Genomic DNA, 22,291 nt, shown 5'->3' on the forward strand with positions numbered 1-22,291 from the left:
CCCGCCAGGTTGACGCCGCCGGTCCGTGCCGCTGCGGCACCGGGCGGCCCGGTGTGTCAGCGGCTCGCGGAAGACACGGACGCGGCGGCGCCCTGCTGGGAGCGGAGGGTCTTCTCGCCGACCTTGCGGGCCTCGACGGTCCGCGGGTCGACGGCCTCACCGGGCGCTCCTTGGCGGTAGACGCCTTCGGGGGCGGTGTCGCGGTCGTGGGGAAGCAGGAAGAAGACCCGGCGCCGGTAGAGGCCGCTGTCGGGGTCGGCGTCCGCGGTCTCGTCGAGTTCGGTGTAGCCGATCATCCGGCCGTCGCGGGCGTAGCGGGGTTTGTTGCGGCGGCGGGGGGTCTTGTCGAGGGCCTGGCGGACGTAGTCGAGGGCGTCGGGGTTCTCCAGCCACACGATGCGGGCTTCGTCGCTGAGGTCGCTCTCGGTCAGTAGCGAGCTCATGGCCGCGTTCCCTCCTGTGTGGGGCTGCGCCGGTGGTGGTCCGTCCGGTGCTTTTGTTGTGTCCCTGCCCGGGGCGCGGCGGGGACGTCCGCGCTGGGATGGGCCCCTTCATCGTAGAGGGGTCCGGGGTATGAGTGCGGCGCTGCGTCGGCGGGCGGCATCTACTCGGCCACCAGGGCCAGGGCGGGGTAGAACTTCCTGCCGTTGGATTTGATCATGTCGGAGGGTGAGGCGAGGGCGAGTTCCTGCCGGACCCGGGTGGCGAAGGTGCGTGCGGTGGCGGGGCGGATGCCTTCTCCGGCGGTGCACCAGGAGCTGTAGGCGTTGTAGAGGAGGCCCTGCTCGACGCGGAGGTCGGGGTGGGTCTCGGTGTCGCGGGTGCAGCATTCGGCGAGGAAGCGGCCGATGTGGTCCTCGGTGTTGGCGTAGGCGCTGGTGGCGATACGGACCCGGTCGGGGCCGGTGAGGGGGTCGCGGGTGGCCAGGTAGCGGCGGGCGCCTTCGGTGAGCCAGTGCAGGATGCCGGGGCCTTCGTCGCGGACGAGCTCGACGGCCAGGTTGTCGATCTTGTGCGCGTCGGGGACGACGCGTTCGAAGGGCAGCAGGCGGATGCGGCGCCAGAAGGCGAAGCCGCCGGTGGAGACCTCGGGGCGGTGGTTGCCGAGGAGCCAGAGGTGGTGGGTGGGGGTGAAGGAGAAGTAGTCCTGCCGCATGCGTCGGGCCTTGATCTTGTCGCCGCCGGTCAGGAGGCGGACACGTGCTTCGTCGAACTTGTCGTTCGGTTTGAGTTCGCTGCAGACGATGAGGCGGCGGCCGTGGAGTTCGGTGAGCTCGGTGGAGTGCTCGGAGAAGGCGCCGCGGTCCATGAGGAAGCCGGGCGGGGCGGCGTCCGCGTAGTCGCCCAGGATCTGGATCATCACGTCGAGGAGGACGGACTTGCCGTTCTTGCCCTGGCCGTGGAGGAAGGGCAGGACCTGGGCCCCGACGTCGCCGGTGACGGAGTAGCCGAGGAGCAGGTTCAGGAAGTCGATCATTTCCCGGCCTTCGGCGTCGTCGCCGAAGGTGTCGGTGAGGAAGCGGTCCCAGCGCGGGGTGGGCATGGCCTCGGGGGCGACGCTGGTGGCGCGGGAGTGGAAGTCCCGGGTCGCGTCCGGCTTGCGGAGCCTGCCCGTGGTCAGGTCGACGACGCCTTCGGGGGTGCACAGGGCGTAGGGGTCGCCGTCGAGGGTGTCGGGGTCCAGGGAGAGGTCCGGGGAGGCTTTGGCCTGGACGAGGAGCGCTTTCATGCCGGTGGTCGACAGCGTGCGCTTCTTGTGGGTGTACAGCTCGCGGTCGCTGAACACGCCGCGGGGGTCGGCCTCCGGCATCTCCTCGGCCATCTCCCCCGCAGCCCACAGCGCGGCCTTCTCCCCTCCGGTGCGCTTCCACCGGTAGCCGTCCCAGCAGAACCAGCCCAGGCCCTCGACATGCCGGAACGCGTCGCGGTAGAGGCGGACGAACAGTTTCGCGTTGCCGCGGTCGGTGAGGGTGGTGGGCAGCTGTCCGTCCGCGACCCCGGCCGGAGGGGCGGCGGGGGCCGCGGGCGCGGGCGGCTGTTCGGCCGACGTCTGCGCGGGCAGGGCCGGGATGTCGTCCTGAAGATCGAGCATCTGCTGAGCGGCGGCAGTTGCGTCAAAACGCTTGCTTTCGGCGCTGCTCATGAACGTCCTTCGAGGTGGAGCGGACGGACGGTCCCGGCGGCGAGACCGTCATGAATGATCTTCTCGTTGCGCGCTGTCTGCCAGGGCCTGGCGGCATCGGCCGCGTCCACCAGGAGTGGGCGGACGGCCTGTTCGTCCAGGTGCCCGGCGGCAACCAGGCCCCCGGCCGTGAACGCGGCGCGGTTCAGCTTCTCCGTGAACCCGGCCCCCTCGGCTGTCGCCGCGCACTCGCGGACGGCGGCGACGAGCGGGTCGAGCACCCGCTGGCCGCGCTGCGGGCTGCGCGCGCCGCGCGCACGGGGAAACGGGGCGGCGAACGGGGCGCTGGGGGTCTTCGGTCGATCGGGGGTCAGGACGTGTCCGGTGCGGGTGAGTTCCGCCGCGAGCCACTCCGGCAGCGGGGCGGGCATCCGGGTGGCGCCGACGGCTTCGTACGTGCCCTGGGAGGTACGGGTCGCAGGGGCGATGATGTATCCCCCGTGGGCCCGCACGTCGACCTGCCAGGCGAGGGCGACCTTCGGGCTGGACCCGGCCGAGGACCGGTACCGCAGGGCGGGGGCCGGGTTCCGGTACCAGACGTGCAGCCCGCCCGACGGCGTACGGACCCTCAGGGTGCTTTCGTCCTCCGCGGGGGACGGCTGCCTCCGGAGTGCCGCGAGGAGCGCCAGGGTGTCGAAGCCCGAGGCGAGTCCGTCGAGGTCGACGGACTCGTGGATCGCGATGCCCGGGAGCAGGCGGCCCCGGTCCGGGACTGTGGCGGAGTGCGCGTCGATGTCGATGACGACCAGGCCGGCCGGACCGCAGGCAACACCGACCCCTGCACGGGGGCTGTCGCTCCACCAGCGGTCGATCCTGTCCGGGGCCGTGGTGCCCGCGTGGAAGCCGTGACAGGGGCGTCCTGCGGGGAGACACGGGCACGTCGCGGGATCGTGGTGCCGGTCCCTGCAGGAGGGGCAGTTGGCGGCCGGTGTCTTCCGCCCTGCGGCCAGCGGATGGACCGGCCAGCCGTTTCCGGCGCACCAGCGGGCAAGGGCAAGCGGGGCCACCGACCTGGCGGGGGGAGCGGTCGAGCTCGTCTCACCGTGGCGCTGCACGCAGTCGTCCTCGTCGGATCCGGTCGTCGGGCCTTGGTTCCCTGCCGGAAGCCTGCTGCTCACAGGGGGTTCCCTGATCTGGACAGGGACCGAAGGGACTCACTTTCGGAAGAGAGTCTATGACGTGGATCCGCAAGGAATGACTGTTTCGACCCGCGTGCCGTTCTATCAGATTCCCGGTCCCTTGAGTCCCTTCAGCGCCGTGCGGCCGGAGGCAGGGACCGACCGGGCGCAGGGACCGACAGGAACCTCCGGGCGAGTTGCCGGGGAACGGCCTCCCGGAGGGCGCCGCGTGCCTTCCGTCGGAGCGAAGGGGACTGTCAGAGGGTCTGAACGGCGAAAAGCAGGGCTGGGACCCTTTCGGTCCCTGTGCTTCAGTCCCTGGGAAAACCGCAGGTCAGAGGGGTAGTACCTACCGGATCAGGGACTGAAGGGACTGAAATCCCTAATTATGAGCCAGTCTAGATACAAGGCATACATACATTCATTCATACGCCCGCGCATACACGCGCCTACGCGCTAGTGGAGTTATAACTAGGAAGTTGAGTCCCTTCAGTCCCTGATCCGGGCCTCGGAACGTCTCTGACCTGCACTTTCATACAGGGACTGAAGGGCAGGGACCGAAAGGGACTCAGCCACTGTCGGGCCCTGTCCCCTGTTAGTCCCTTCAGGTGTCCTCCCCCCTCCCTGCCCATTCGGTGGTGGTCGGCCGGTGAGGAAAGAAGCCGGTGAGGCGGCGTGGCAGCCGGTGTGTGATCGTCCGTGTTGACAGGCCAGGTCCGCGTACATGTAATGGGATCGGTGCCGCGTGGCGCCGGTCAATGAGCAGTGGGCCGGCCGGTGGTCGGGCGAGCACCCTTCATCAAGGGGTCCGTCATGAGTCTCTGCTCCGCGCCCTGTATCTGACGTAGCGCAGCCGCGCCTCCTCCTTCACCCTTCGCGTTTCCCGGCACCGCCGTTGTGTGCCCCGGGCCGTCCGGGTGCGGGAGCCGTGCGGCCGTCTTTGCGCCCTGCGCAGGTCACCACCGGCCATGTCCGCAGCCCTTGCGGACCCACTCGCGTTTCCGCAGCCCCTGCGGATCCCCGCGTCTTCCGGAGACACACACCGCATGCCCATGTCTTTCAATGAATCCGTCATCGAGGAGTTCCGCGCCAACGGAGGGAAGCTCGGCGGCCCGTTCGAAGGCGGGAACCTGCTCCTGCTGACGACCACCGGCGCCAGGTCGGGGGTCGAGCGGACCACTCCCCTCGGCTACGTCCGCCACGACGAAGCGCTCCTGCTCGTCGGGTCCAACCTCGGCGGCCCTGTTCATCCCGCCTGGTACCACAACCTGCTCGCCCACCCCGTCGTACGGGTGGAGATCGGTACGCGTACGTTCCAAGCCCTCGCGGTCCCCGCCGAAGGGGCGCGGCGTGACGAGCTGTTCGCCCATGTCGTGCGGACGGAGCCCGAATACGGCGACTACCGGGACCGGACCGCCCGGGTGCTGCCGGTGGTGGTGCTGGAGCGGGCCGAGCCCGACGGCTGGGAGAAGCCCCGCGACGTCCGTACGCTCGCCGACAAGGTCATGGAGGTGCATACCTGGCTGCGCGGCCAGCTGCGCGAGGTGAGCGCGGAGGTCGAGGCCCACTTCGCCGTCCGCGCGGCTCACCAGGGGTCCGGTCAGCCACAGGCCCCTGGGCTCGGGCTGCAGATCCGGCAGCGGTGCCTGGCGTTCTGCCAGGCACTGGAGTTCCACCACAACAGCGAGGACGAGCATCTGTTCCCGGGGATCGCGCGCTCTCACCCCGGCCTTGGCGACACCTTCGACCGGCTTCGTGAGGGGCACCGTACGGTCGCGCGCATTCAGGGCGAACTGGCGTCCCTGCTCGCCGGGATCACCATCGCCGACCCTCGGCGCTTCCGTGCCGAGCTGGCGGCGATGGCGGCGGAACTGAACGCGCACCTCGACTATGAGGAGGCGTCGATTCTTCCCCTCCTCGCCGATGTTCCCTGGCCCCCCGCAGCCCCGGCTCCCCCGGTCGGCAATGCTTGACGCGGACAGACGGGGGCGTGGCTGTCCGGTTCTTCGGATGGCCACGCCCCGGCGGCCCGTCGCCGACGTGGTGGGCCGATCGGAGGGGCCGGTCCGCAGTGGACCGGGCCGGATCATGGGAAGGCTGTTTCATGGGAGTGCGAGCGCACGTGCGCGTCAAGGATTTCGATCACCTGGTGCTCAACGTGCAGGACGTCGAGCGGGCCCTGGCGTTCTACTGCGGGCCGCTCGGCCTGGAGCCGGTCCGGGTGGAGGAGTGGCGGGCCGGAAAGGTCCCGTTCCCGTCGGTACGGATCAGTCCGACGACGATCATCGATCTTCTCGACCGCCCACGCTCCGAGTCGAACGTGGACCATATCTGCCTGGTCGTCGAGCCGTTGGACTGGCAGCGGGTCATCGACTCGGGCGTCTTCACCGTGCTGGAGGGCCCAGTGGACCGCTACGGGGCGCGAGGCTCCGCGCAGTCGGTCTATGTACAGGATCCCGATGGCAACACCGTCGAGCTGCGCTGGTATCCGCAGGACGCGGAGGGCGCGGAGATCTGAGTCAGAAGTCCAGCTCCACGTAGTCGATATCGGTGAAATCGACCTGAAGGCCCTCGCGCGGCGGCTGCGGTCCCGGACACCTTGTGCGTACAGGCGTGGTGTGGGGCGGTCCGTGCTCCTGCCGCACGGACCGCCCCACACCGTGGTGATTCAGCCCTTGAGCTCGGCGCGGTTCTTCTCGGCCAGGAGCAGGGTCAGCCGGGTGCGCTCCTGGTAGGGCATGTGCGCGCAGATCATCGCGGCGAGAGCGACCGGATCGTGCCAGGGCACTCCCCCGCCGGCTGCGGCATCCCTTGCCCCGGAGGTTGTCTCGTGGTTGCCCGGCTGGGACGGCAGAGCGGGGGCGCTCGGGTCGGCATCGGGCGCTTCGGTGTCAGCGATTATCACGGCGTGATAATCGTCGGCACGGTCAGGCTCCCCAGTCGGCTCTCCCACCGACTCCTCGTCGCGGATTATCACGGCGTGATAATCCATGTCCCGGTCGGTCGCCCCCGTCGGGTCGGTGTCAGCGATTATCACGCCGTGATAATCGCCCGAGGATGCGGGCTCCCCCGTCGGCCGGTCGTCCCGGATTATCACGGCGTGATAATCCGCGGCCGGTTCCGCCGTGCTCGCGGGCTTCGACCGGCGTCGGCGCCGCGCAGCCTCCGAGGCTCGTGCGTCGGCCGCGGCGCGCTGTTCCTCCGGGCTCAGCTTGCCGAGGTTGCGTACGTGTTCCACCTGGCGCTCCCCCGTCACCAGTTCGGCCTGCAGATCCGGTGCCAGCTTCAGCAGGGAGAGCTTGGAGGAGATCGACGCCTGGGAGAGCCCGAGGCGCTTGGAGGCCTTGGTCTGGCTTCCGTAGAACGTCACCAGGGCATCGAGCGCGTGGGCCTGTTCCAGATCGGTCATGTTGTCGCGCTGCACATTGGAGACGAAGGCGGCTTCGAGCAGTGCCTCGTCGGTCGCGACCCGTGCGTTGTCGACCTGGACCTTGATGGTCTTCAGCCCGGCGCGGCGGGCACCTTCGAGACGGCGGTGGCCGTCGATGACGATATAGGTGGCGCCTTCGTCCAGATCGGCCGCCCGGTCGGGGCGTTCGCGGAGGTAGGCCTCGACGGCGGCGACGGTGATGGCGTTGACGACACCCAGCTCCTGGACGCTCTCCGCCATCCCTTCGAGGTCCCGGAGGTGGTCGCGCGGGTTGTCCGGGTTCTGGCTGATGACGCCGACGGGCAGTTCCGTGGGGTTCGGAACACCCGTCGTGGGCGCACCGGTGGCGGCCCCGATCGCGGCGCGCCGTGCACTGACGGCACGGGCCTGGCCGAACGACGCGCCGGCCCCGAGCTTGTCGGCCTTGCTCATGAGATCTCCCGTGCGAGGGCACGCATGCCGACCGCCTGGTCGGACTTGGGGGCGTACGCGAGCAGGGGCCGCTTGAGCCGTACTGCTTCCTTCTGTTCCTTCAGGTCCCCGATGACACCGACGACACGGGGTTCCTTTATGTCCATCCACGCCTGGAGCGAGGACGTGGCGATGTAACCGCGGCGGGCGTCGTAGTGGTTGACGACGATCCCGAGGTAGTCGAGCTCCAGGGCCAGGTCGCCCCGGAGGTCCTCGATCTGGGTGGTGAGCAGGTCGTAGGCATCGGCCGAGCTGTCTTCCGCCTGGACCACGATGAGTGCGCCGGAGGAGCCCGGCGCTTCGTTGCCCCGGCGGCGGCCGTAGTGCACGGCGGCGTCCATGCTCAGGCCCAGGCTGGGCGGGCAGTCGACGATGATGACGTCGAAGTCCGCCTCCACGGGGGAGAGGGCCCGCTCCAGCGCCGCTTCCCTCGCTCGTACACCGGAGAGCCGTACGTCGAGGAGGAAGGCGTCGTTGCAGCTCGGCAGCAAGTGGAGCCGCTGCCCGAAGCGTTCCTCCTCGATGGGCACGATCAGATCGTGGAGCTCACCGGTGGCGTCGCCCGCCATGTGCTTGGTGAGGCTGTCGCCGTCCATCGGCAGCGGGGTGTAGCCGAGCTGCTTGGTGAGGTGGCACTGCGGGTCGAAGTCGACCAGGAGGACCCGCAGGCCCATGCCGGGGAGGTCTTCGAGGGTCAGCGGGTCGGAGCCGTTCTCGTCCAGGAGCGCGGCGAAGTGCTTGGAGACCCGTACGGGATAGAGGGCGCCGGAGTCCTCGGCCAGGGCTTCGCCGGTCCCGGCGGTGATCGCGGTCTTGCCGACGCCGCCCTTCTGGTTGCAGACGATGATGCGGCGGGGGGTCTCGGGGCGTTCCACGGTGGGGGCCGGGTTGGCCCGGAGCCAGACCTGGACCGCCTGCGCGAGACCTTGGATGAGGGAGACCCTGCGATCGGCCGCCGTGGACTTGAAGATGTCCCACTGGCCGACGGGCAGCCAGGTGGAGAAGGAGTCGGCACCCGAGGTGTCGACCGCGGCCGACGTCGAGGCGAGACCGCACCAGATGTCGACGGACTGCTCGACGGCCGTCTGGATCTCGATACGGAGCTGAGCGGCGCGGACCTTGAGGTCCTGCCGGAGCTGTCCGGGCAGTTTGGAGACGACCTTCTCGCGGTCGCCGGGGGTAGCGGGGGAAGCCATGCAGTGAACTTTACTAACGAAGCGGCGCTGTTGGAGGCGCGACACGTTAGTTTTCACTGCCCAGATGGGGAATTATCACGCCGTGATAATCAACGGACCGGCACGGAGACGGGGCGGAGGGCGATTATCACGGCGTGATAATTCATGATCTTGGTCCGCAGGCGCCCAGCACCGGGGGAGTGGCGGGGGACCGGGACGGGTCTGGAGGTGACCTGCCGTCAGGGGGGGGCGTGAAGGTTTGGGTCGCTGTTCCGGGCCCGTCGGGGCCGCTCCCGCAGCAGCGACCCAACGGGGCGAGTCGTTCGGTCGCTGCCGCAGGAGCGGCGGCGATGGCTTCCCCGCCGCAGCGACCGAAGGGCCAGCGACCGGACAAACCCTCGGTCGCTGCCCATCAGGTTAAAGAAACACCAGGTCAGAGGCGTGTCTACGGCTGGACAGCGACTGAAGCGACCGAAGGTGGGGGTATATGAAGACATTCCTGTGTGCGCGTGTGCGTCATATATAGGTGAGTTGAGTCGCTTCAGTCGCTGTTGAAGTCCAGGCACATGCGCTGACCTGGTGTTTTGCCTACCTGTGGCAGGCAGCGACTCAACCGTTCCGGTCGCTGGAGTGCCGGTCGTCCGAATGTGGACAGTCCCATGTTCGACACGATGCAAGATTCGGGCAGCTGCGTTCCGTACCCAGGGCATGTCTTCGCTAATCTATGTTCGTCGTTGAGTCGCTTCGGTCGCTATCAGGGGGGTGCACATGGCTTCTGAGCTGCGTGTTGCAGACCTCGACTCCTCGCGGCCCGCCCCGGTGCCCCCGGCCTTTCCCCAGGCGGTGGCCACCGCCCGGTGGTGTGCCGAGCAGGGCTGGCCGGTGCACCCGCTCGCCGCCGGACGCAAGACGCCCGCCGGGAACTGCGATGCCTGCCGTCGGCCCGGTCACACCCACCGGGGCTGCGGCTGCGCCGCCGAGGGTCGCTGGTGCCACGGCTTCCACGCCGCCACCCGTGACCCCGACAGGATCGGTCAATGGTGGGGGAGCAACCCGGAGTTCGGGGTGGGAGTCTCCTGCGGCCCCGCCGGGCTGGTGGTCATCGACATCGACGCCCACCCGCAGAGCCTGCCCGCACGGGACCGCCTGCTGCCGGGCATCCCGATCCCCGAACAGGTCGACCTCACCGGCCTCACCCACGGCTTCCACACCCTGGCCGTCCTGGCCGCGCTGCGGGGCGCCCCCGACCCCGCCGCCGACGCATCGACGTTGCGGGTACGGACCCCCTCGGGCGGCCTCCACGTCTGGTACCGCGCCCCCGACGCCCGCCCCTGGCAGTGCTCCACCGGGTCCGGCAACGGGCGCGCCCTGGCCTGGCAGGTGGACGTCCGCGCGCACGGCGGCTACATCATCGCGCCCGGCACCACCACCGCGGCGGGCAGCTACACAGCACTCGGCACGACCAGGCGTCCGGCACTCCTGCCCGGCTGGCTCGCCCAGGAGCTCGAACGCACGGGACACCTGCCCCAGGAGCGGCTTCCCGGCCCGAGGCCCGTTCCCTCCCGGGCCCGTCAGGCGGTCATCGCCGCCGGGGGCGGCCGGGAACGCACCGTCGGCGCGCTGAGCGCCGTACTGGCCGAAGTGACCGCCTGCGCGGCCGTCGCCGAGGGCGCCGGATTCTCGGAGAAGCTCAACCGTGCCTCGTACACCGCCGGTGGACTGGTCACCGCCGGACACCTCACTCATGAACAGGCCGAACAGATCCTTCAGTCAGCTGCCGCTGTCGCCCGCCCGGGGCAGGACCGGCGCGCCGCCCAGATCATCCGTAGTGGAATGAGCGCCGGTTCGCGCCGGCCGCTGTACCTGGGGAGGCACGGATGACGTCGACCGGTGACGGTTCGCTGTTCGACTTCGACGCCCAGGCCGTGGCCGCCCAGATCATCGCCCAGACGACGGCCCGCGCGACCGTGTCCCCGGGCGCGTCCGCAGGACCGGGGACCGCACCCGTACCCGCGCAGTCCGGGACGTCGCTGCTCCCCGAACAGGTCTCGGCCGCCGGTCTGATGCCGGACACCCTGACGGACCGGGGCAACGCGAAGCTCTTCGTGAAGCTCTACGCGCACGACTACCGGCATGTCACGGGCCTGGGCTGGTACCGCTGGGACAACACCCGCTGGCAGAGCGACGAGGACGACACCGTGCTGTGGGCCGCGGGGGAGATGGCGGAGAGCATCGCCACCACCGACCCCCGCGGCATCCACTCCGACGCCGCCCTGCGCAAGCACCGCCGTCGCGCCCTGAGCACCTCGGGGATGAACGCACTTCTCGTGCAGGCGAGGTCGGCGCCGGGGATGGTGTTGAGTGCGGGGGTGCTGGACGCGGATCCGTATGTGCTGTGTACGCCTGCGGGGGTGGTGGATCTGCGGTCGGGGGTGCTGCGGGTCCCGGACCCGGACCGGGACTTTCATTCACGCTCGACGTCGATCGGTCCGCGGCGGATGCCGACCCCCCGCTGGGACCGGTTCCTGACCGACACATTCGGGGACGACGAACAGGGCGCGGAAATGATCCGCTTCCTCCACCTCCTCCTCGGCTACTCCCTCACCGGGGACGTCGGAGCACAGGTCATGCCGTTCCTCTTCGGCTCAGGAAAAAACGGCAAATCCGTCCTCCTCGACGTCCTGATCAAACTCCTCGGCGACTACGCCGACGCCGCACCACCCGGATTCCTCATGGCCCGCCCCTTCGAAGGCCACCCCACCGACCTCGCCGAACTCCACGGCCGCCGCGTCATCGTCTGCTCCGAAGTCAAACCCGGCGACCGCTTCGACGAAGCCCGCGTCAAACTCCTCACCGGCGGCGACCGCATCAAAGCCCGACGCATGCGCCAGGACTTCTTCTCCTTCGCCCCCACCCACAAACTCTGGCTCCTGGGCAACCACCGCCCCGAAGTCGGCACCGGCGGCTACGCCTTCTGGCGACGCATGCGCCTCATCCCCTTCGAACGCGTCGTCTCCGACCACCGCAAAATCGACAACCTCGCCGACATCCTCGTCACCGAAGAAGGACCCGGCATCCTCAACTGGCTCATCACCGGAGCCCACCACTACCTCAACAGCCCCCGCGACCTCACCGGACCCGAAACCGTCCGCATCGCCACCACCGCCTACGCCGAAACCGAAGACCACACCGGCCGATTCCTCAACGAATGCTGCACCCACCAACCCCACCACCGCGTCGAACAAGCCCACCTCTACAACGCCTACAAAACCTGGTGTCAGAATGAAGGCGTTTCCGCTGTCTCCTCCCGGGCGTTCGCCGCGCGGGTGCGAGAGCTGGCAGGGCTCTCGTCACCGAAGGAGATGATCCTGTCGAACCAGCGCAAGTACTACCCGGGCGTGGGTCTGCTCGTCGAGGAGGAGGCAGAGTGAGTGCTCTGATCGGCGAGGAAGAGATCAGCGACGAGGCGGAGCTGGTCTGGCTGGAGGACGTGTCCGTACTGGATTACGTACGGCAGAGTCTGGACCGGCTGCCCACCCGGCGGGGGAGGCCCGCCTACCACCGCGACGGCCGCATGGTCGGATACGCCCTGCTCAGCCCGCAGGCCAAGGCGTCGAGGTCGTCGGGGACGTTCCGCCGCCGCGTCTTCTGGCTGCTGCCCCACGACCGGGACACCGACCCCGAGGGCCTCTACGCCACCGGGGCACCCGCCGAAGCCGTGGACCCGGGCACCCTGACCGCCCGTACCAAGGGCTACAAGACGGAACGTTCCGAGGGCGGGCCGCCCTCCACCGCCATGCGGGAACTGGGCATAACGCTTCCGCTGTGAGTGGGGGAGGGGCGGTGGTGCGCCCCGGTCAGGTGGTGAGGGCCTCGGCTGCCGGAGCGGTGTCCCGGGAGCCGGCCTGCGGGTATCCCGTGCCGTAGCCCTGGTCGACGATGCGGTGGGCCGCTTCGCCGTAGTAGCTGTCCTCGGCCGGGAGTTCGGTGGCCAGGCAGCTGACGTAGCGGTTGTACATGCAGAAGGCCGCGGCGATCAGCACGGTGTCGTGGATGTCGCTGTCCTCGGCACCTTCGGCGCGGGCGGCGGCCACCGCGTCGTCGGACACCGGACGGGCCTGCTGCTGCACCTCGGCCGCGATCCGCAGCAGGGCCCGCAGCCGGGGTGCGACCGGTGCGCTGTCCGGGCCGGCGAACACGGCCTCCACCGTGTCCTGGCCGCCGTCGAGCTGGGCGGCCGCCGCCGCACCGTGCGTCCCCGAGCAGAAGGGCGTGCTGTTCAGGTGGGAGACGTACGCCGCGATCAGCTCGCGCTCTCCGGGGCTCAGGGAGGCCGGCTCCCGCAACAGCGTGTTGGCGAGGTGGTTGAGCGGCGCGGCGGTGTCCCGGCGGTGGGCCATCAGACCGCGGATGCCGGGCAGGTCGTTGGTGATCGTGATGTGTGGCACAGAGACATCCTCATGAGTCGCGCGAGCGGGAAACGCTCATGCTCCTGACTACGGCGTTTGCGCGCAACCCCTGCGTTGCTGACGGCTGTTGGGCCGACCGTTCGGCATTCTTCCTCCGCTGTTCCGCGTTCTTTTCGGGCGGCGCAGGGGTATTCGGCACCCTCGAAGAACCGAACGGCCTTCCGTCCTCCCTACGCTGTCACCCGTCCGACAGCTGACAAGGAGTCCCGCTGTGGCACGTATCGATGAGTTACCGGTTCGTGAACGCGCGGCCCTCGGGGGAGGGGACGAGGTGCGGCGGCGCGGACTGCTGCTGATTCTCAGTACGGTCGCCGGATTTCTCCTGACCGTGATCTGGTCGGCCGAGTTCGTCGACAAGACCGTGGGCGGCAACATAGCCGGTTCGATCCTCGGGCATGACCCGGAGACGTCCTCGCTCGCCTCGGTGGCGGCCGGAACGGCCTTCGCCTTCACCTCGGGTCTCGCCGGGACGTTCACCGCGTGCAACATCGCGGTGTTCGGCACGGTCGCCCCGATGCTGGGCACCGTGAACAGCCGTACGGGCCGGGCCGTCCAGGCGCTCAAGCCGCTCGGCTGGCTCTTCCTCGGGATGGCCGTGGTCTCCGCCGTGTACGGCGCGGTGGTCGGCCTGGTGGGTACGTCGATGCCGCAGTTCTCCCAGGCGCAGGCCGCGCCGGGGGTGCTGTCGGGGCGTACCCTCCAGTCGATGATCACGTTCGGGGTCATCGGGCTGGCGATGCTCTACCTGGGGCTGAGCTCGCTGGGGTACGCCCGTGATCCGTTCGCGAAGGTGGCCCGCCGATTCCCCCACGCCCAGACGGTGTTCATGGGCGTGCTGGTCGGCGGCTTCCTCGTCGGCCGCCCCTATCCGCTCTTCCGGCAGCTCTTCCGCGATGCGGCCGAGAGCGGCAACCCGCTCTACGGGGCGGCGGTCTTCGTGCTGCAGTCGGTCGGCAACGTGGTGATCATCGCGGTGCTCTTCTTCCTGATGGCGTACTTCGCCGGAGGCCGCCTGGCCGCCTGGATGACGGCGAAGCCGGGGCGGATGGCCGCCGTGACGGCGGTGACCCTGATCGTCGCGGGCGTCTTCACCTTCCTTTACTGGGACGTCAGGATGCTCGCGCGCCGCGAGATCATCCCCTGGTACCCGATCGCGCCGTGGGCGGCGTGAGCGGAGCGGGGATCTGACCGGCCGGTGCCGGTGCCGTGACCACGTCCGGCACCGGCACCGGTGCCACGTCCGCCCCGGCCGCTCGGCCCCGTCCGGGTGAGGCATGCGCCGCCGGGCTGCCCCTGGCCGGTGCCGGGTGTCAGAATGAGCCCGTGCGACGGCTCGTCGAGGAGGAGGCAGAGTGAGTGCTCTGATCGGCGAGGAAGAGATCAGCGACGAGGCGGAGCTGGTCTGGCTGGAGGACGTGTCCGTACTGGATTACGTACGGCAGAGTCTGGACCGGCTGCCCACCCGGCGGGGGAGGCCCGCCTACCACCGCGACGGCCGCATGGTCGGATACGCGGTCCTGGGACCGGAGGCCAAGGCGTCGAGGTCGTCGGGGACGTTCCGGCGGCGGGTGTTCTGGCTGCTGCCCCACGACCGGGACATCGACCCCCAGGGTCTGTACGCGACCGGCGCCCCGTCCGAGTCGGTCGATCCCCGGACCCTGGCCACGGGGACGAAGGGCTACAAGACGGAGCGTTCCGAGGGCGGGCCGCCCTCCAGCGCCATGCGTGAACTGGGCATCACCCGGCCGAAGTAGGCGCACGGGCGGGGCGGCGGCGACCGTCGATTATCACGGCGTGATAATCCGGACCGGCGGTGAATTATCACGCCGTGATAATTCGTGAGGGGTGCCGGCCCGGTGCCGGTGGCGCCAACACCGCGGCCCGGGGCCACCGTTCACTGTGGTTCGGGCAGGAACTCACTGTCCGTCAGAAGCCCGATGCCGGGGTAGTACTTGCGCTGGTTCGACAGCATCATCACGCGGTGATCGGCGAGGCCGACCGATTCACGGACCCGGCCGGCGAAGGCCCTCGACGAGACGGGGCTCGCGTCCTCCAGCCTGCACCAGGTTTTGTAGGCGTTGTAGAGGTGGGCTTGTTCGACGCGGTGGTGGGGTTGGTGGGTGCAGCATTCGTTGAGGAATCGGCCGGTGTGGTCTTCGGTTTCGGCGTAGGCGGTGGTGGCGATGCGGACGGTTTCGGGTCCGGTGAGGTCGCGGGGGCTGTTGAGGTAGTGGTGGGCTCCGGTGATGAGCCAGTTGAGGATGCCGGGTCCTTCTTCGGTGACGAGGATGTCGGCGAGGTTGTCGATTTTGCGGTGGTCGGAGACGACGCGTTCGAAGGGGATGAGGCGCATGCGTCGCCAGAAGGCGTAGCCGCCGGTGCCGACTTCGGGGCGGTGGTTGCCCAGGAGCCAGAGTTTGTGGGTGGGGGCGAAGGAGAAGAAGTCCTGGCGCATGCGTCGGGCTTTGATGCGGTCGCCGCCGGTGAGGAGTTTGACGCGGGCTTCGTCGAAGCGGTCGCCGGGTTTGACTTCGGAGCAGACGATGACGCGGCGGCCGTGGAGTTCGGCGAGGTCGGTGGGGTGGCCTTCGAAGGGGCGGGCCATGAGGAATCCGGGTGGTGCGGCGTCGGCGTAGTCGCCGAGGAGTTTGATCAGGACGTCGAGGAGGACGGATTTGCCGTTTTTTCCTGAGCCGAAGAGGAACGGCATGACCTGTGCTCCGACGTCCCCGGTGAGGGAGTAGCCGAGGAGGAGGTGGAGGAAGCGGATCATTTCCGCGCCCTGGTCGTCGTCGCCGAACGTGTCGGTCAGGAACCGGTCCCAGCGGGGGGTCGGCATCCGCCGCGGACCGATCGACGTCGAGCGTGAATGAAAGTCCCGGTCCGGGTCCGGGACCCGCAGCACCCCCGACCGCAGATCCACCACCCCCGCAGGCGTACACAGCACATACGGATCCGCGTCCAGCACCCCCGCACTCAACACCATCCCCGGCGCCGACCTCGCCTGCACCAGCATGGCTCTGATGCCGGAGGTCGACAGTGCCCGTCGGCGGTGGCGGCGCAGGGCCGCGGCCGTGTGGGTCCCGGAGGGGTCGGACAGGGCCAGTGACTCGGCCATCTCCCCGGCCGCCCAGAGCACGCACTCGTTCTCGTCGAGCTGCCAGCGGCTGCCCGACCAGCTGTACCAGCCCAGGCCCGGCACATGGCGGAACCGCTTGCTGTGCAGGGAGGCGAAGAGCTTCGCGCTGCCCCGGTCCGTCAGCGTGTCCGGCAACAGCCCTGCCGTATCGGCCTGTTCGGGTGCCGAGGGGCGTGGGTGCGGGTGCGGGTGCGCCACGGCCTGGCCGAACAGGCCCGTGCTGACGGAATCCGGGGGAGTGATGATCCGCTTCCCGGTCCTGCGGGTGGACGACTGCCGGATACCGGCCTGCCGTGGACGGTCGGCCGGGGCGGCCGGACCGGCGGGGGCACTGTGCACGATCTGGAGAAGCCGGTTCTCACGTCCGGGCTCCCTGGCGGCGTTCTGCCGGGCGAGGGCAGTTTCCGCCTCGTGTCTGATGCCCTCAGCCACGGTCTCTCCCCGCCGTCGGCCGAGCAGGTGTCCGCCGTAATCGTGTGGTCCGCGGGCTCCGCGCCCTTGCGGCGGGCCCATGTTTCGCGGCGGGCTCCGCGTGGCCGGGGTGAGGGGTGCGCGATCCCGAGCCACTTCCGTGAAATTCCAGGTGAAGGGGCAATGCGCTTCCTCTCAGCGACCGTAGCGACTCAAGGGCCAGACCATGTGCCGAGCAAGGCGCGAGTACCACGGTGGTTGTTCCCACCGCGTGATAGCTGCGGAACGGAAATAACATAACGGCTACTCGGTTTAGTTGTCGACGCCTATCTCCATGTGTGTGTCAGAAATGTGTTCGTACGGTGTGCGTCGGCGGGCAGGGAACGGCCGGTGCGGGTGCCGTATGTGCCGTGGGTGCCGCGGAGTTGGCTACGCGGGGGCGGTGGTGACCATCGCCGACGCGGCGACCGTGTCGCCCTGGGTGGCGACCAGCTTGATACTGGAACGGGTGAGCGCCTCCGCCTCGATCAGGCAGGGTTGGTCGAGTTCCACGTACCGCTTGAAGACCGAGTCGAAGGACAGGGGTCTGACGCGCCGCGGTGCGCAGACCGACCTGGCGGCCTGGCTGAACGCCTCCAGGAGCACCATGCCCGGGATGTGGTCGTGGGGGTGGTCGAACAGCACGGAATGGGTGAGGTCGGCCCGCAGGAACCACAGGTCTGCGCGGGTCGTCGGGCTGAGGACCACATCGCTGTCGGACTCCCGGCCGACCAGGGCGGGGGAGACCGGGCGGCCGGGCGGCAGTGCTCTGGCGCAGGACTCGGCCGCACCGGCGTACTGCCCGCGCAGCCGGCGGTACACCGCCTCCGGGTAGGCGGTGTACCTGATCTGGGCGCTGCCCATCCGCACCCCGTCGCGGGTGGCCTCGATCTCGGCGGTCAGGCGGGCGCAGCCCAGGCGGCGCCGGCTCACCGAGGTGTGGGTGATGTGAAGTTCCACCTCCGCCGGGGGCCCAGCCGTACGCAGTCCTTCGGGGGTGGTGGAGCAGCTGACGTACTCCCAGCCCAGCCGGTGGTCCAGGGGGACGCCGAACTCGGTGTGGGACAGCAGAGCCAGGGCCTGCCGTGTGCTCTCGGTGAAGAGCAGCGGGCTGTGGGTCTCCTGCTCCGGGGTATAGAACGGGTGTGAGCAGGGCCATTCGGTGGTGACGACGTGCTCGGTGTCCGAGACGCCGTGCCACGCGGTGACGAGCACTTCGGTGGGGTCGGTCTTGCGAACCAGGTGATTGGCTACGGTGGACCGCTGCGGGTGAAGGGCGGTCGAGCCGTGGCCGCTGAATGAAGTCATCACGTGCACTCCCCGTGGATCATCGAAGCTGACCGTGCTTGGGTGCCTGGATGTGCAGGTGCTCGAACGTGACGTCAGGCACCTGTGCTGTAAAATAAGGATTATTCTTTTTTTTGTCTACGAGGGAGAGGCTTCGTGTCCGAATTGCCTGACAAACGTCCCGTGAAGCAGGAGCGCGCACTTCGGACGCGGGCGAGCCTCATCAGAGCCGCCGCAGAGGTGTTCGCCGAGAGTGGCTTCGCTGGTGCAAGCGTCTCGCGGATTGCGGACCGGGCCGGCGTGACGCTGGGCGCGATGTACTTCCACTTCAAGAACAAGGAGGCGCTGGCGCGCGAGATCGTCCGCAGCCAGCCGGACATCGTCTCGCCGCCGATCCCGTCGGACGGTCTGCAGAAGCTGGTCGACATCACGCTGACCTGGTCCTACCAGATGCTCGACGAGCCGCTGCTGCTGGCCGGCGCCCGGCTGGTGACGGATCAGGAGCTCTTCATCTCCAGCGAGGAGAACTCGCATCAGCAGTGGACCGTGGTGGCCATGTCGGCATTCGCCGAAGCGAACGAGCTGGGGCAGCTCCAGGACGGGGTCAACATCCCGGCTCTCGCGCGGATGCTGGTGAGCGCCTGCACCGGAGCGCAGATGCACGCGCAGATGGAATCCGGACGGCGGGACCTGCCCGACCGGGTCGAGGAGATCTGGCACTGCATCCTTCCCGCGATCGCGGGGCCGGGCGTCGCCGGGCAGCTGGAGTTCGGTGAGGCGCGCGGCAGGCCGGCGTCCCGCCGGAAGAAGAGCGAGTCCGTGGCCGGGTGAACCGGCAGCCCTAGAATTCTGCCGACAGGCCCTGGGGGTTCATCCACTGCCCGCTATGGTCATCCCCCCAGGGAATGCGGTGACCGCTATCACACTCGGTCGTCGGCCGGGTGTGCGGGGGAGGGGTCGATGAACGCGATTTCGAGTGGATTACTGCACGGCAAGAGAGTCATGATCACGGGGGCGTCCAGTGGGATAGGGGCCGCTGCGGCGCGTCTTTTCGCCGCCGAGGGGGCGTCGGTCATCCTGATGGCACGACGGCAGAAACCCTTGTGCGACCTGGTGGACGAGATCCACGCCTCGGGGGGCCGGGCCGTCGCGGTCACCGGGGACGTCATCTGCTCCGAAGACGTCGAGCGGGTCGTCGCGGTGGCGGTGGAGCGTTTCGGGGGGCTGGACGCGGCGTTCAACAACGCGGGCTGGGGGGCCAGGGGAACCGATCTGCATCAGACGGAGGACGCCGCGTACGACCAGATCATGGACGTCAACGTACGAGGGGTGTGGAACTGCCTGCGCCGTCAGATTCCGCTCATGCTGGACCAGCGGACGGGCGGGACGATCGTGAACACCTCCAGCACCGCGGGGCTCTTCGCCACCGGTGCGCTGGCCCCCTATGTGGCTGCCAAGCACGCCGTGCTCGGGCTGACGAAGGCCGCGGCCGCCGAGTACGGGGGCAGGGGGATCAGGGTCAACGCCCTGATGGTGGGCAGCACCCGTACCGAACTCACGGAAGGGAGCACCGGATCGGGGCGGCTCGTGGCCGCGCGCGCCATTCAGCACCGGCTGGCCGATCCGACCGAAATCGCCCAGGCCGCGGCCTGGTTGTGCAGTGACCGTTCGTCCTTCGTCACCGGTGGCGCCGTTCCGGTGGACGGCGGGTGCAGCGCGGTCTGATCCGCCGCCGGGTCCCCGCGACACGCTCGGGGGCCGGTCCGTGTCCGGCCGTGGTCCGGCTCCTGCGGGACCACGGCCTCACAGGCGCGCCGCCTCGCTCGCGGAGATTCCCGTCAGGACGAGCTGCCAGATACGGGCCAGCATGTCCACGGCGCTCTCGTGCGCCGGGGCCCCGGCGGTGCGGTGGCGGCGGAGCACGATCTCGGACCCTGCCACCAGGTGCACGACCAGGGTCGTCATGGCCTCGGGGTGCGCCGAGGCGCGCAGGTCGCCGCTGTCGTAGGCGCGCCGCAGCAGTTCGTCGGCCGTGGGGAGCCAGATTTCCGTCCAGTGGTCGGTGGCCGCCCGCTCCCGTTCCAGCCGCAGCAGGGCCCGGACGGTGTCCTCCCGCTCGATGAGCCGGGCGAGCTCCAGGGTCAGGTCGGCCAGCTGTTGCAGGGGGGTGTTGGAGGCGTCCGCCATCCGTCGCAGGGCGCCCGTGACCTCGGCGCGGCCCTCCTCCTCGACGGCTTCGGCGAGTTCCGCCTTGGACGGGAAGTGGAAGGTCACCGCGCCCAGGGAGATGCCCGCCGCCCGGCTGATCTTGGCCAGCGAGGCCCCCGCGTAACCGTCCTGGTCGAACTGTGCGGCCGCCGCACGTACCAGGCCCTCGCGGGTCCTCGCGGCCCTCTCCTGTTTCACCATGGTGTCTCCGAAAGCGCCGGCGGGTACGGCGCCCCTGGCGCGGTACCTGGCAGCCGATGCGGTGTTCCGGTGTTCCCTTCGGCCGGACGACATGAACCGGCCCAGCTTGGGCGGACCGGCCGCGGGAGAGCAACGCGGAGTTGCCGAAGTAGGAAAAACCCTTGGTCAGCGTGGTGATCAGCGTCCTGGTACCCCGCTCCTGGCCGCATCTTTTCTCCTTCCGCCGAGGAGGAGTGCCGCTCCTCCGTTGGAAAAAAAGATAACGTTCGCTATTCTATAGTGGTAGTCGATCGGATGACCGAAGCCGGAAGGAACCAGCCATGGCGGCACAGGACTTGGACCGCGCGCACCTGCCGGTCTCCGCGTTCACCGAACAGATCTTCGGTCACCTGCCGAGGGCGGATCAGCGGGCGTGGGCCCAGGCGTATCTGACGGGCCTGCTCACCACCGAGGGAAAGAAGTCGGTACGGCGGATCGCCGCCACGGTCTCCGGATCGCCGACCGCCTCACAGTCCATGCACCAGTTCGTCAACGCCAGCCCCTGGGAATGGGCCCCGGCGCGGGCCGAGCTGATGCGGTGGGTCGAACAGCGGCTGACCCCCCGCGCCTGGACCCTCGACGTGGCGGTCCTGCGCAAGCGGGGCGACCACTCCTGCGGTGTGCACCGCCGCTTCGTCCCGGCCACCGGACGCTCGGTCAACTGCCAGCTCGGCATCGGCGCGTTCCTGGCGACCGAGAGGGAAGCGGTACCGGTCCACTGGGGCCTGCTGCTGCCCGGAGCCTGGGTCAACGACGAGCAGCGCCGCTCCCGCGCCCGCATTCCCGACGACGCCGGTCACCGCACCATCGAGCAGCACGCGCTCGACCTGGTCGACGCGCTGAGCGACAGCACCCACCTCAGCCCCCCGCCGGTCGTCGCCGACCTCAGCTACTACACCGGTGTGACCTCGTTGGTGCGCGGACTCAGCACCCGGGGCCGTGACTTCGTCATCGCCCTGCCCGGCCGGACCCCGGTGGTCCCCGTCGGCCGGTCGATGCCCCCGCAGGCGTACGCCTCCGAGCTGCCCGCGGCCGTCGAGGCGCAGCGCCTGTTCGAGCTCAAGCACAGTGGCCATCTCCGGCTCGACACCCATGACGGCCTCGGCGGCCGGGCGGACCGCACCTCGGTGATGACCGCCCTGGTGCGCCTGCCCGAGGTGCGGCTCGCCCGCCACACGCCGCACCACACCTACCGGCTCTTCGCCGTCCGCTCCTACGCGGGACGCCGCTCCACCCGGATGTGGCTGACCAACATGACGCACCGGCGCACCGACGAACTGGCCGCGCTGACCAGGCTCCAGCGCCGGGCGGGCGCCACGGTGCAGGGGCTGGAGGACGACTTCGGCCTGCTCGACTTCGAGGGGCGTTCCTACCCGGGCTGGCACCACCACATGACGCTGGTGTCCGCGGCGGGTGCCTACAGCCGGCTCGAACTGAACAACGCGCGTGCCGCGATGCCGTCGTTGCCGCCGATGCCCGTCATGTCGGCGGCGGTGCCCGCGCTGACCCCCGTACCCGCCTGATCGCCCTACCCGCCCGACCGGCCGCGCGCGCCGGACCGGCCCGCGCGCCGGACGGGGAGCGAACAACAGCGGGTGTGCCCGGCCTTTCGCCGGGCACACCCGCTGTTTCGCTCTCCGGTGCGCCTAGGCGGACACCGGCCGTGCTGTCCGCCGGGGCAGCGGCGGCGGCATCAGATGCCGACCGGCCACGACCGCGAGCAGGACGTATCCGGCGATCAGCAGCAGCGCCGTGAAGATCCACTCGTTGGAACCGGACGGGTTGTAGACCCGCCCCGCGTTGCCCACGTCCACGGCTGCCGTCCGCTGCCCGGCCTCGAACGTGTCCCGGCCGCTGCCGTACAGCTTGACGCCCCGCAGCTCCACCGTTCCGTCGGTGGACCGGAACGACCCCGACCACTCACACGTCTCGTGCCCGGGGTGGCTCATGCAGGTGAGCCGGGTCGCGGTGAATGTGCCTTCGGGCCCGTCGGCGGTCGCCGCCCTGGCGGCGTTGCCCAGATTGGGCAGCGACACGTACAGCAGCAGAACTCCCGTCAGCAGGAGCAGCAGGGACACGAACCCCGAGGGTTTCCTCTTCTTCCCGCTCGTGCTCACGGCCG

20 protein-coding genes are annotated in these 22,291 nt (G+C 69.5%); 10 read left to right on the forward strand and 10 right to left on the reverse strand.

Annotation, left to right across the window (positions count from 1 at the left end; genetic code table 11):
- Window positions 1-56 precede the first annotated feature (56 nt).
- The 3 genes from OG413_RS41930 to OG413_RS41940 all read right to left on the reverse strand — a co-directional run bounded on the left by OG413_RS41930 (window position 57) and on the right by OG413_RS41940 (window position 3,189).
- Window positions 57-443 (reverse strand): DUF6009 family protein, encoded by a 387-nt coding sequence (locus OG413_RS41930; RefSeq protein ID WP_073724379.1) that lies wholly within the window; start codon window positions 441-443, stop codon window positions 57-59.
- A 161-nt stretch (window positions 444-604) separates the two neighbouring features.
- On the reverse strand, window positions 605-2,143 hold the full coding sequence (locus OG413_RS41935; RefSeq protein ID WP_266815033.1) for a phage/plasmid primase, P4 family: 1,539 nt from the start codon (window positions 2,141-2,143) through the stop codon (window positions 605-607).
- Window positions 2,140-3,189, reverse strand: coding sequence for a bifunctional DNA primase/polymerase (locus OG413_RS41940; RefSeq protein ID WP_266815500.1), 1,050 nt, complete (start codon window positions 3,187-3,189; stop codon window positions 2,140-2,142). Before OG413_RS41940 ends, OG413_RS41935 begins: the two co-directional genes overlap by 4 nt.
- Window positions 3,190-4,346: 1,157 nt before the next feature.
- Between OG413_RS41940 and OG413_RS41945 the strand changes: the two genes are divergently transcribed.
- Together OG413_RS41945 and OG413_RS41950 are read left to right on the forward strand one after the other, a co-directional pair.
- The gene (locus tag OG413_RS41945; RefSeq protein WP_266815035.1) at window positions 4,347-5,273 is read left to right on the forward strand and encodes a nitroreductase/quinone reductase family protein; all 927 of its coding nucleotides are present in this window, start codon (window positions 4,347-4,349) and stop codon (window positions 5,271-5,273) included.
- 149 nt (window positions 5,274-5,422) lie between these two features.
- A complete protein-coding gene (locus OG413_RS41950) occupies window positions 5,423-5,818 on the forward strand; it encodes a VOC family protein (RefSeq protein WP_266815038.1) in 396 nt (131 codons plus the stop codon).
- 150 nt (window positions 5,819-5,968) lie between these two features.
- On the opposite strand, the gene OG413_RS41955 is transcribed toward OG413_RS41950, so the two are convergent.
- The gene (locus OG413_RS41955) at window positions 5,969-7,162 is read right to left on the reverse strand and encodes a ParB/RepB/Spo0J family partition protein (RefSeq protein WP_266815040.1); all 1,194 of its coding nucleotides are present in this window, start codon (window positions 7,160-7,162) and stop codon (window positions 5,969-5,971) included.
- The gene (locus OG413_RS41960; RefSeq protein WP_266815042.1) at window positions 7,159-8,397 is read right to left on the reverse strand and encodes a ParA family protein; all 1,239 of its coding nucleotides are present in this window, start codon (window positions 8,395-8,397) and stop codon (window positions 7,159-7,161) included. The genes OG413_RS41955 and OG413_RS41960 overlap by 4 nt, the downstream gene beginning before the upstream one ends.
- Window positions 8,398-9,144: 747 nt before the next feature.
- Between OG413_RS41960 and OG413_RS41965 the strand changes: the two genes are divergently transcribed.
- The 3 genes from OG413_RS41965 to OG413_RS41975 are packed head-to-tail and all read left to right on the forward strand — an operon-like array spanning window position 9,145 to window position 12,205.
- Window positions 9,145-10,257, forward strand: coding sequence for a bifunctional DNA primase/polymerase (locus OG413_RS41965; RefSeq protein ID WP_266815044.1), 1,113 nt, complete (start codon window positions 9,145-9,147; stop codon window positions 10,255-10,257).
- On the forward strand, window positions 10,254-11,807 hold the full coding sequence (locus OG413_RS41970) for a phage/plasmid primase, P4 family (RefSeq protein ID WP_266815046.1): 1,554 nt from the start codon (window positions 10,254-10,256) through the stop codon (window positions 11,805-11,807). Before OG413_RS41965 ends, OG413_RS41970 begins: the two co-directional genes overlap by 4 nt.
- On the forward strand, window positions 11,804-12,205 hold the full coding sequence (locus OG413_RS41975; protein ID WP_266815048.1) for a DUF6009 family protein: 402 nt from the start codon (window positions 11,804-11,806) through the stop codon (window positions 12,203-12,205). The genes OG413_RS41970 and OG413_RS41975 overlap by 4 nt, the downstream gene beginning before the upstream one ends.
- Before the next feature lie 28 nt (window positions 12,206-12,233).
- Here OG413_RS41975 and OG413_RS41980 read toward each other — a convergent pair whose 3' ends face one another.
- Entirely contained in the window at window positions 12,234-12,824 is a 591-nt protein-coding gene (locus OG413_RS41980; RefSeq protein ID WP_266815050.1) for a carboxymuconolactone decarboxylase family protein, read from the reverse strand.
- A gap of 232 nt (window positions 12,825-13,056) precedes the next feature.
- Here OG413_RS41980 and OG413_RS41985 point away from each other — a divergent pair, with 232 nt between their 5' ends.
- Window positions 13,057-14,016, forward strand: a complete 960-nt coding sequence (locus tag OG413_RS41985) for a hypothetical protein (protein WP_266815052.1) — start codon at window positions 13,057-13,059, stop codon at window positions 14,014-14,016.
- A gap of 181 nt (window positions 14,017-14,197) precedes the next feature.
- The gene (locus tag OG413_RS41990) at window positions 14,198-14,599 is read left to right on the forward strand and encodes a DUF6009 family protein (RefSeq protein ID WP_266815054.1); all 402 of its coding nucleotides are present in this window, start codon (window positions 14,198-14,200) and stop codon (window positions 14,597-14,599) included.
- Between the two features lie 140 nt (window positions 14,600-14,739).
- Here the strand turns inward: OG413_RS41990 and OG413_RS41995 are convergent, their stop codons facing one another.
- Both OG413_RS41995 and OG413_RS42000 read right to left on the reverse strand, forming a co-directional pair.
- Complete coding sequence (locus OG413_RS41995) at window positions 14,740-16,182, reverse strand: phage/plasmid primase, P4 family (protein ID WP_266815502.1); 1,443 nt, start codon at window positions 16,180-16,182, stop codon at window positions 14,740-14,742.
- Between the two features lie 642 nt (window positions 16,183-16,824).
- On the reverse strand, window positions 16,825-17,742 hold the full coding sequence (locus OG413_RS42000; RefSeq protein ID WP_266815056.1) for a ScbA/BarX family gamma-butyrolactone biosynthesis protein: 918 nt from the start codon (window positions 17,740-17,742) through the stop codon (window positions 16,825-16,827).
- A gap of 144 nt (window positions 17,743-17,886) precedes the next feature.
- Between OG413_RS42000 and OG413_RS42005 the strand changes: the two genes are divergently transcribed.
- Window positions 17,887-18,552: a ScbR family autoregulator-binding transcription factor gene (locus OG413_RS42005; protein ID WP_266815504.1), complete on the forward strand. Its 666-nt coding sequence runs from the start codon at window positions 17,887-17,889 to the stop codon at window positions 18,550-18,552.
- Between the two features lie 171 nt (window positions 18,553-18,723).
- Window positions 18,724-19,446, forward strand: a complete 723-nt coding sequence (locus OG413_RS42010) for an SDR family NAD(P)-dependent oxidoreductase (RefSeq protein ID WP_266815506.1) — start codon at window positions 18,724-18,726, stop codon at window positions 19,444-19,446.
- A gap of 78 nt (window positions 19,447-19,524) precedes the next feature.
- Here OG413_RS42010 and OG413_RS42015 read toward each other — a convergent pair whose 3' ends face one another.
- Window positions 19,525-20,130 (reverse strand): TetR/AcrR family transcriptional regulator, encoded by a 606-nt coding sequence (locus OG413_RS42015; RefSeq protein ID WP_266815058.1) that lies wholly within the window; start codon window positions 20,128-20,130, stop codon window positions 19,525-19,527.
- Window positions 20,131-20,450: 320 nt separating this feature from the next.
- Between OG413_RS42015 and OG413_RS42020 the strand changes: the two genes are divergently transcribed.
- Window positions 20,451-21,692, forward strand: coding sequence for a transposase (locus OG413_RS42020; RefSeq protein ID WP_266815060.1), 1,242 nt, complete (start codon window positions 20,451-20,453; stop codon window positions 21,690-21,692).
- Between the two features lie 123 nt (window positions 21,693-21,815).
- Here OG413_RS42020 and OG413_RS42025 read toward each other — a convergent pair whose 3' ends face one another.
- Window positions 21,816-22,286 (reverse strand): hypothetical protein, encoded by a 471-nt coding sequence (locus OG413_RS42025; protein WP_266815062.1) that lies wholly within the window; start codon window positions 22,284-22,286, stop codon window positions 21,816-21,818.
- Between the last annotated feature and the right edge of the window lie 5 nt (window positions 22,287-22,291).

Source organism: Streptomyces sp. NBC_01433 (genome assembly GCF_026340105.1).
GTDB lineage: Bacteria > Actinomycetota > Actinomycetes > Streptomycetales > Streptomycetaceae > Streptomyces.

Excerpts from the sequence above, each read along its gene's own strand:
- OG413_RS41930 (WP_073724379.1), bottom strand. The coding sequence starts at position 443 with ATGAGCTCGCTACTGACCGAGAGCGACCTCAGCGACGAAGCCCGCATC.
- OG413_RS41935 (WP_266815033.1), bottom strand. The coding sequence starts at position 2,143 with ATGAGCAGCGCCGAAAGCAAGCGTTTTGACGCAACTGCCGCCGCTCAG.
- OG413_RS41945 (WP_266815035.1), top strand. The coding sequence starts at position 4,347 with ATGCCCATGTCTTTCAATGAATCCGTCATCGAGGAGTTCCGCGCCAAC.
- OG413_RS41955 (WP_266815040.1), bottom strand. The coding sequence starts at position 7,162 with ATGAGCAAGGCCGACAAGCTCGGGGCCGGCGCGTCGTTCGGCCAGGCC.
- OG413_RS41960 (WP_266815042.1), bottom strand. The coding sequence starts at position 8,397 with ATGGCTTCCCCCGCTACCCCCGGCGACCGCGAGAAGGTCGTCTCCAAA.
- OG413_RS41965 (WP_266815044.1), top strand. The coding sequence starts at position 9,145 with ATGGCTTCTGAGCTGCGTGTTGCAGACCTCGACTCCTCGCGGCCCGCC.
- OG413_RS41970 (WP_266815046.1), top strand. The coding sequence starts at position 10,254 with ATGACGTCGACCGGTGACGGTTCGCTGTTCGACTTCGACGCCCAGGCC.
- OG413_RS42000 (WP_266815056.1), bottom strand. The coding sequence starts at position 17,742 with ATGACTTCATTCAGCGGCCACGGCTCGACCGCCCTTCACCCGCAGCGG.
- OG413_RS42010 (WP_266815506.1), top strand. The coding sequence starts at position 18,724 with ATGATCACGGGGGCGTCCAGTGGGATAGGGGCCGCTGCGGCGCGTCTT.
- OG413_RS42015 (WP_266815058.1), bottom strand. The coding sequence starts at position 20,130 with ATGGTGAAACAGGAGAGGGCCGCGAGGACCCGCGAGGGCCTGGTACGT.
- OG413_RS42020 (WP_266815060.1), top strand. The coding sequence starts at position 20,451 with ATGGCGGCACAGGACTTGGACCGCGCGCACCTGCCGGTCTCCGCGTTC.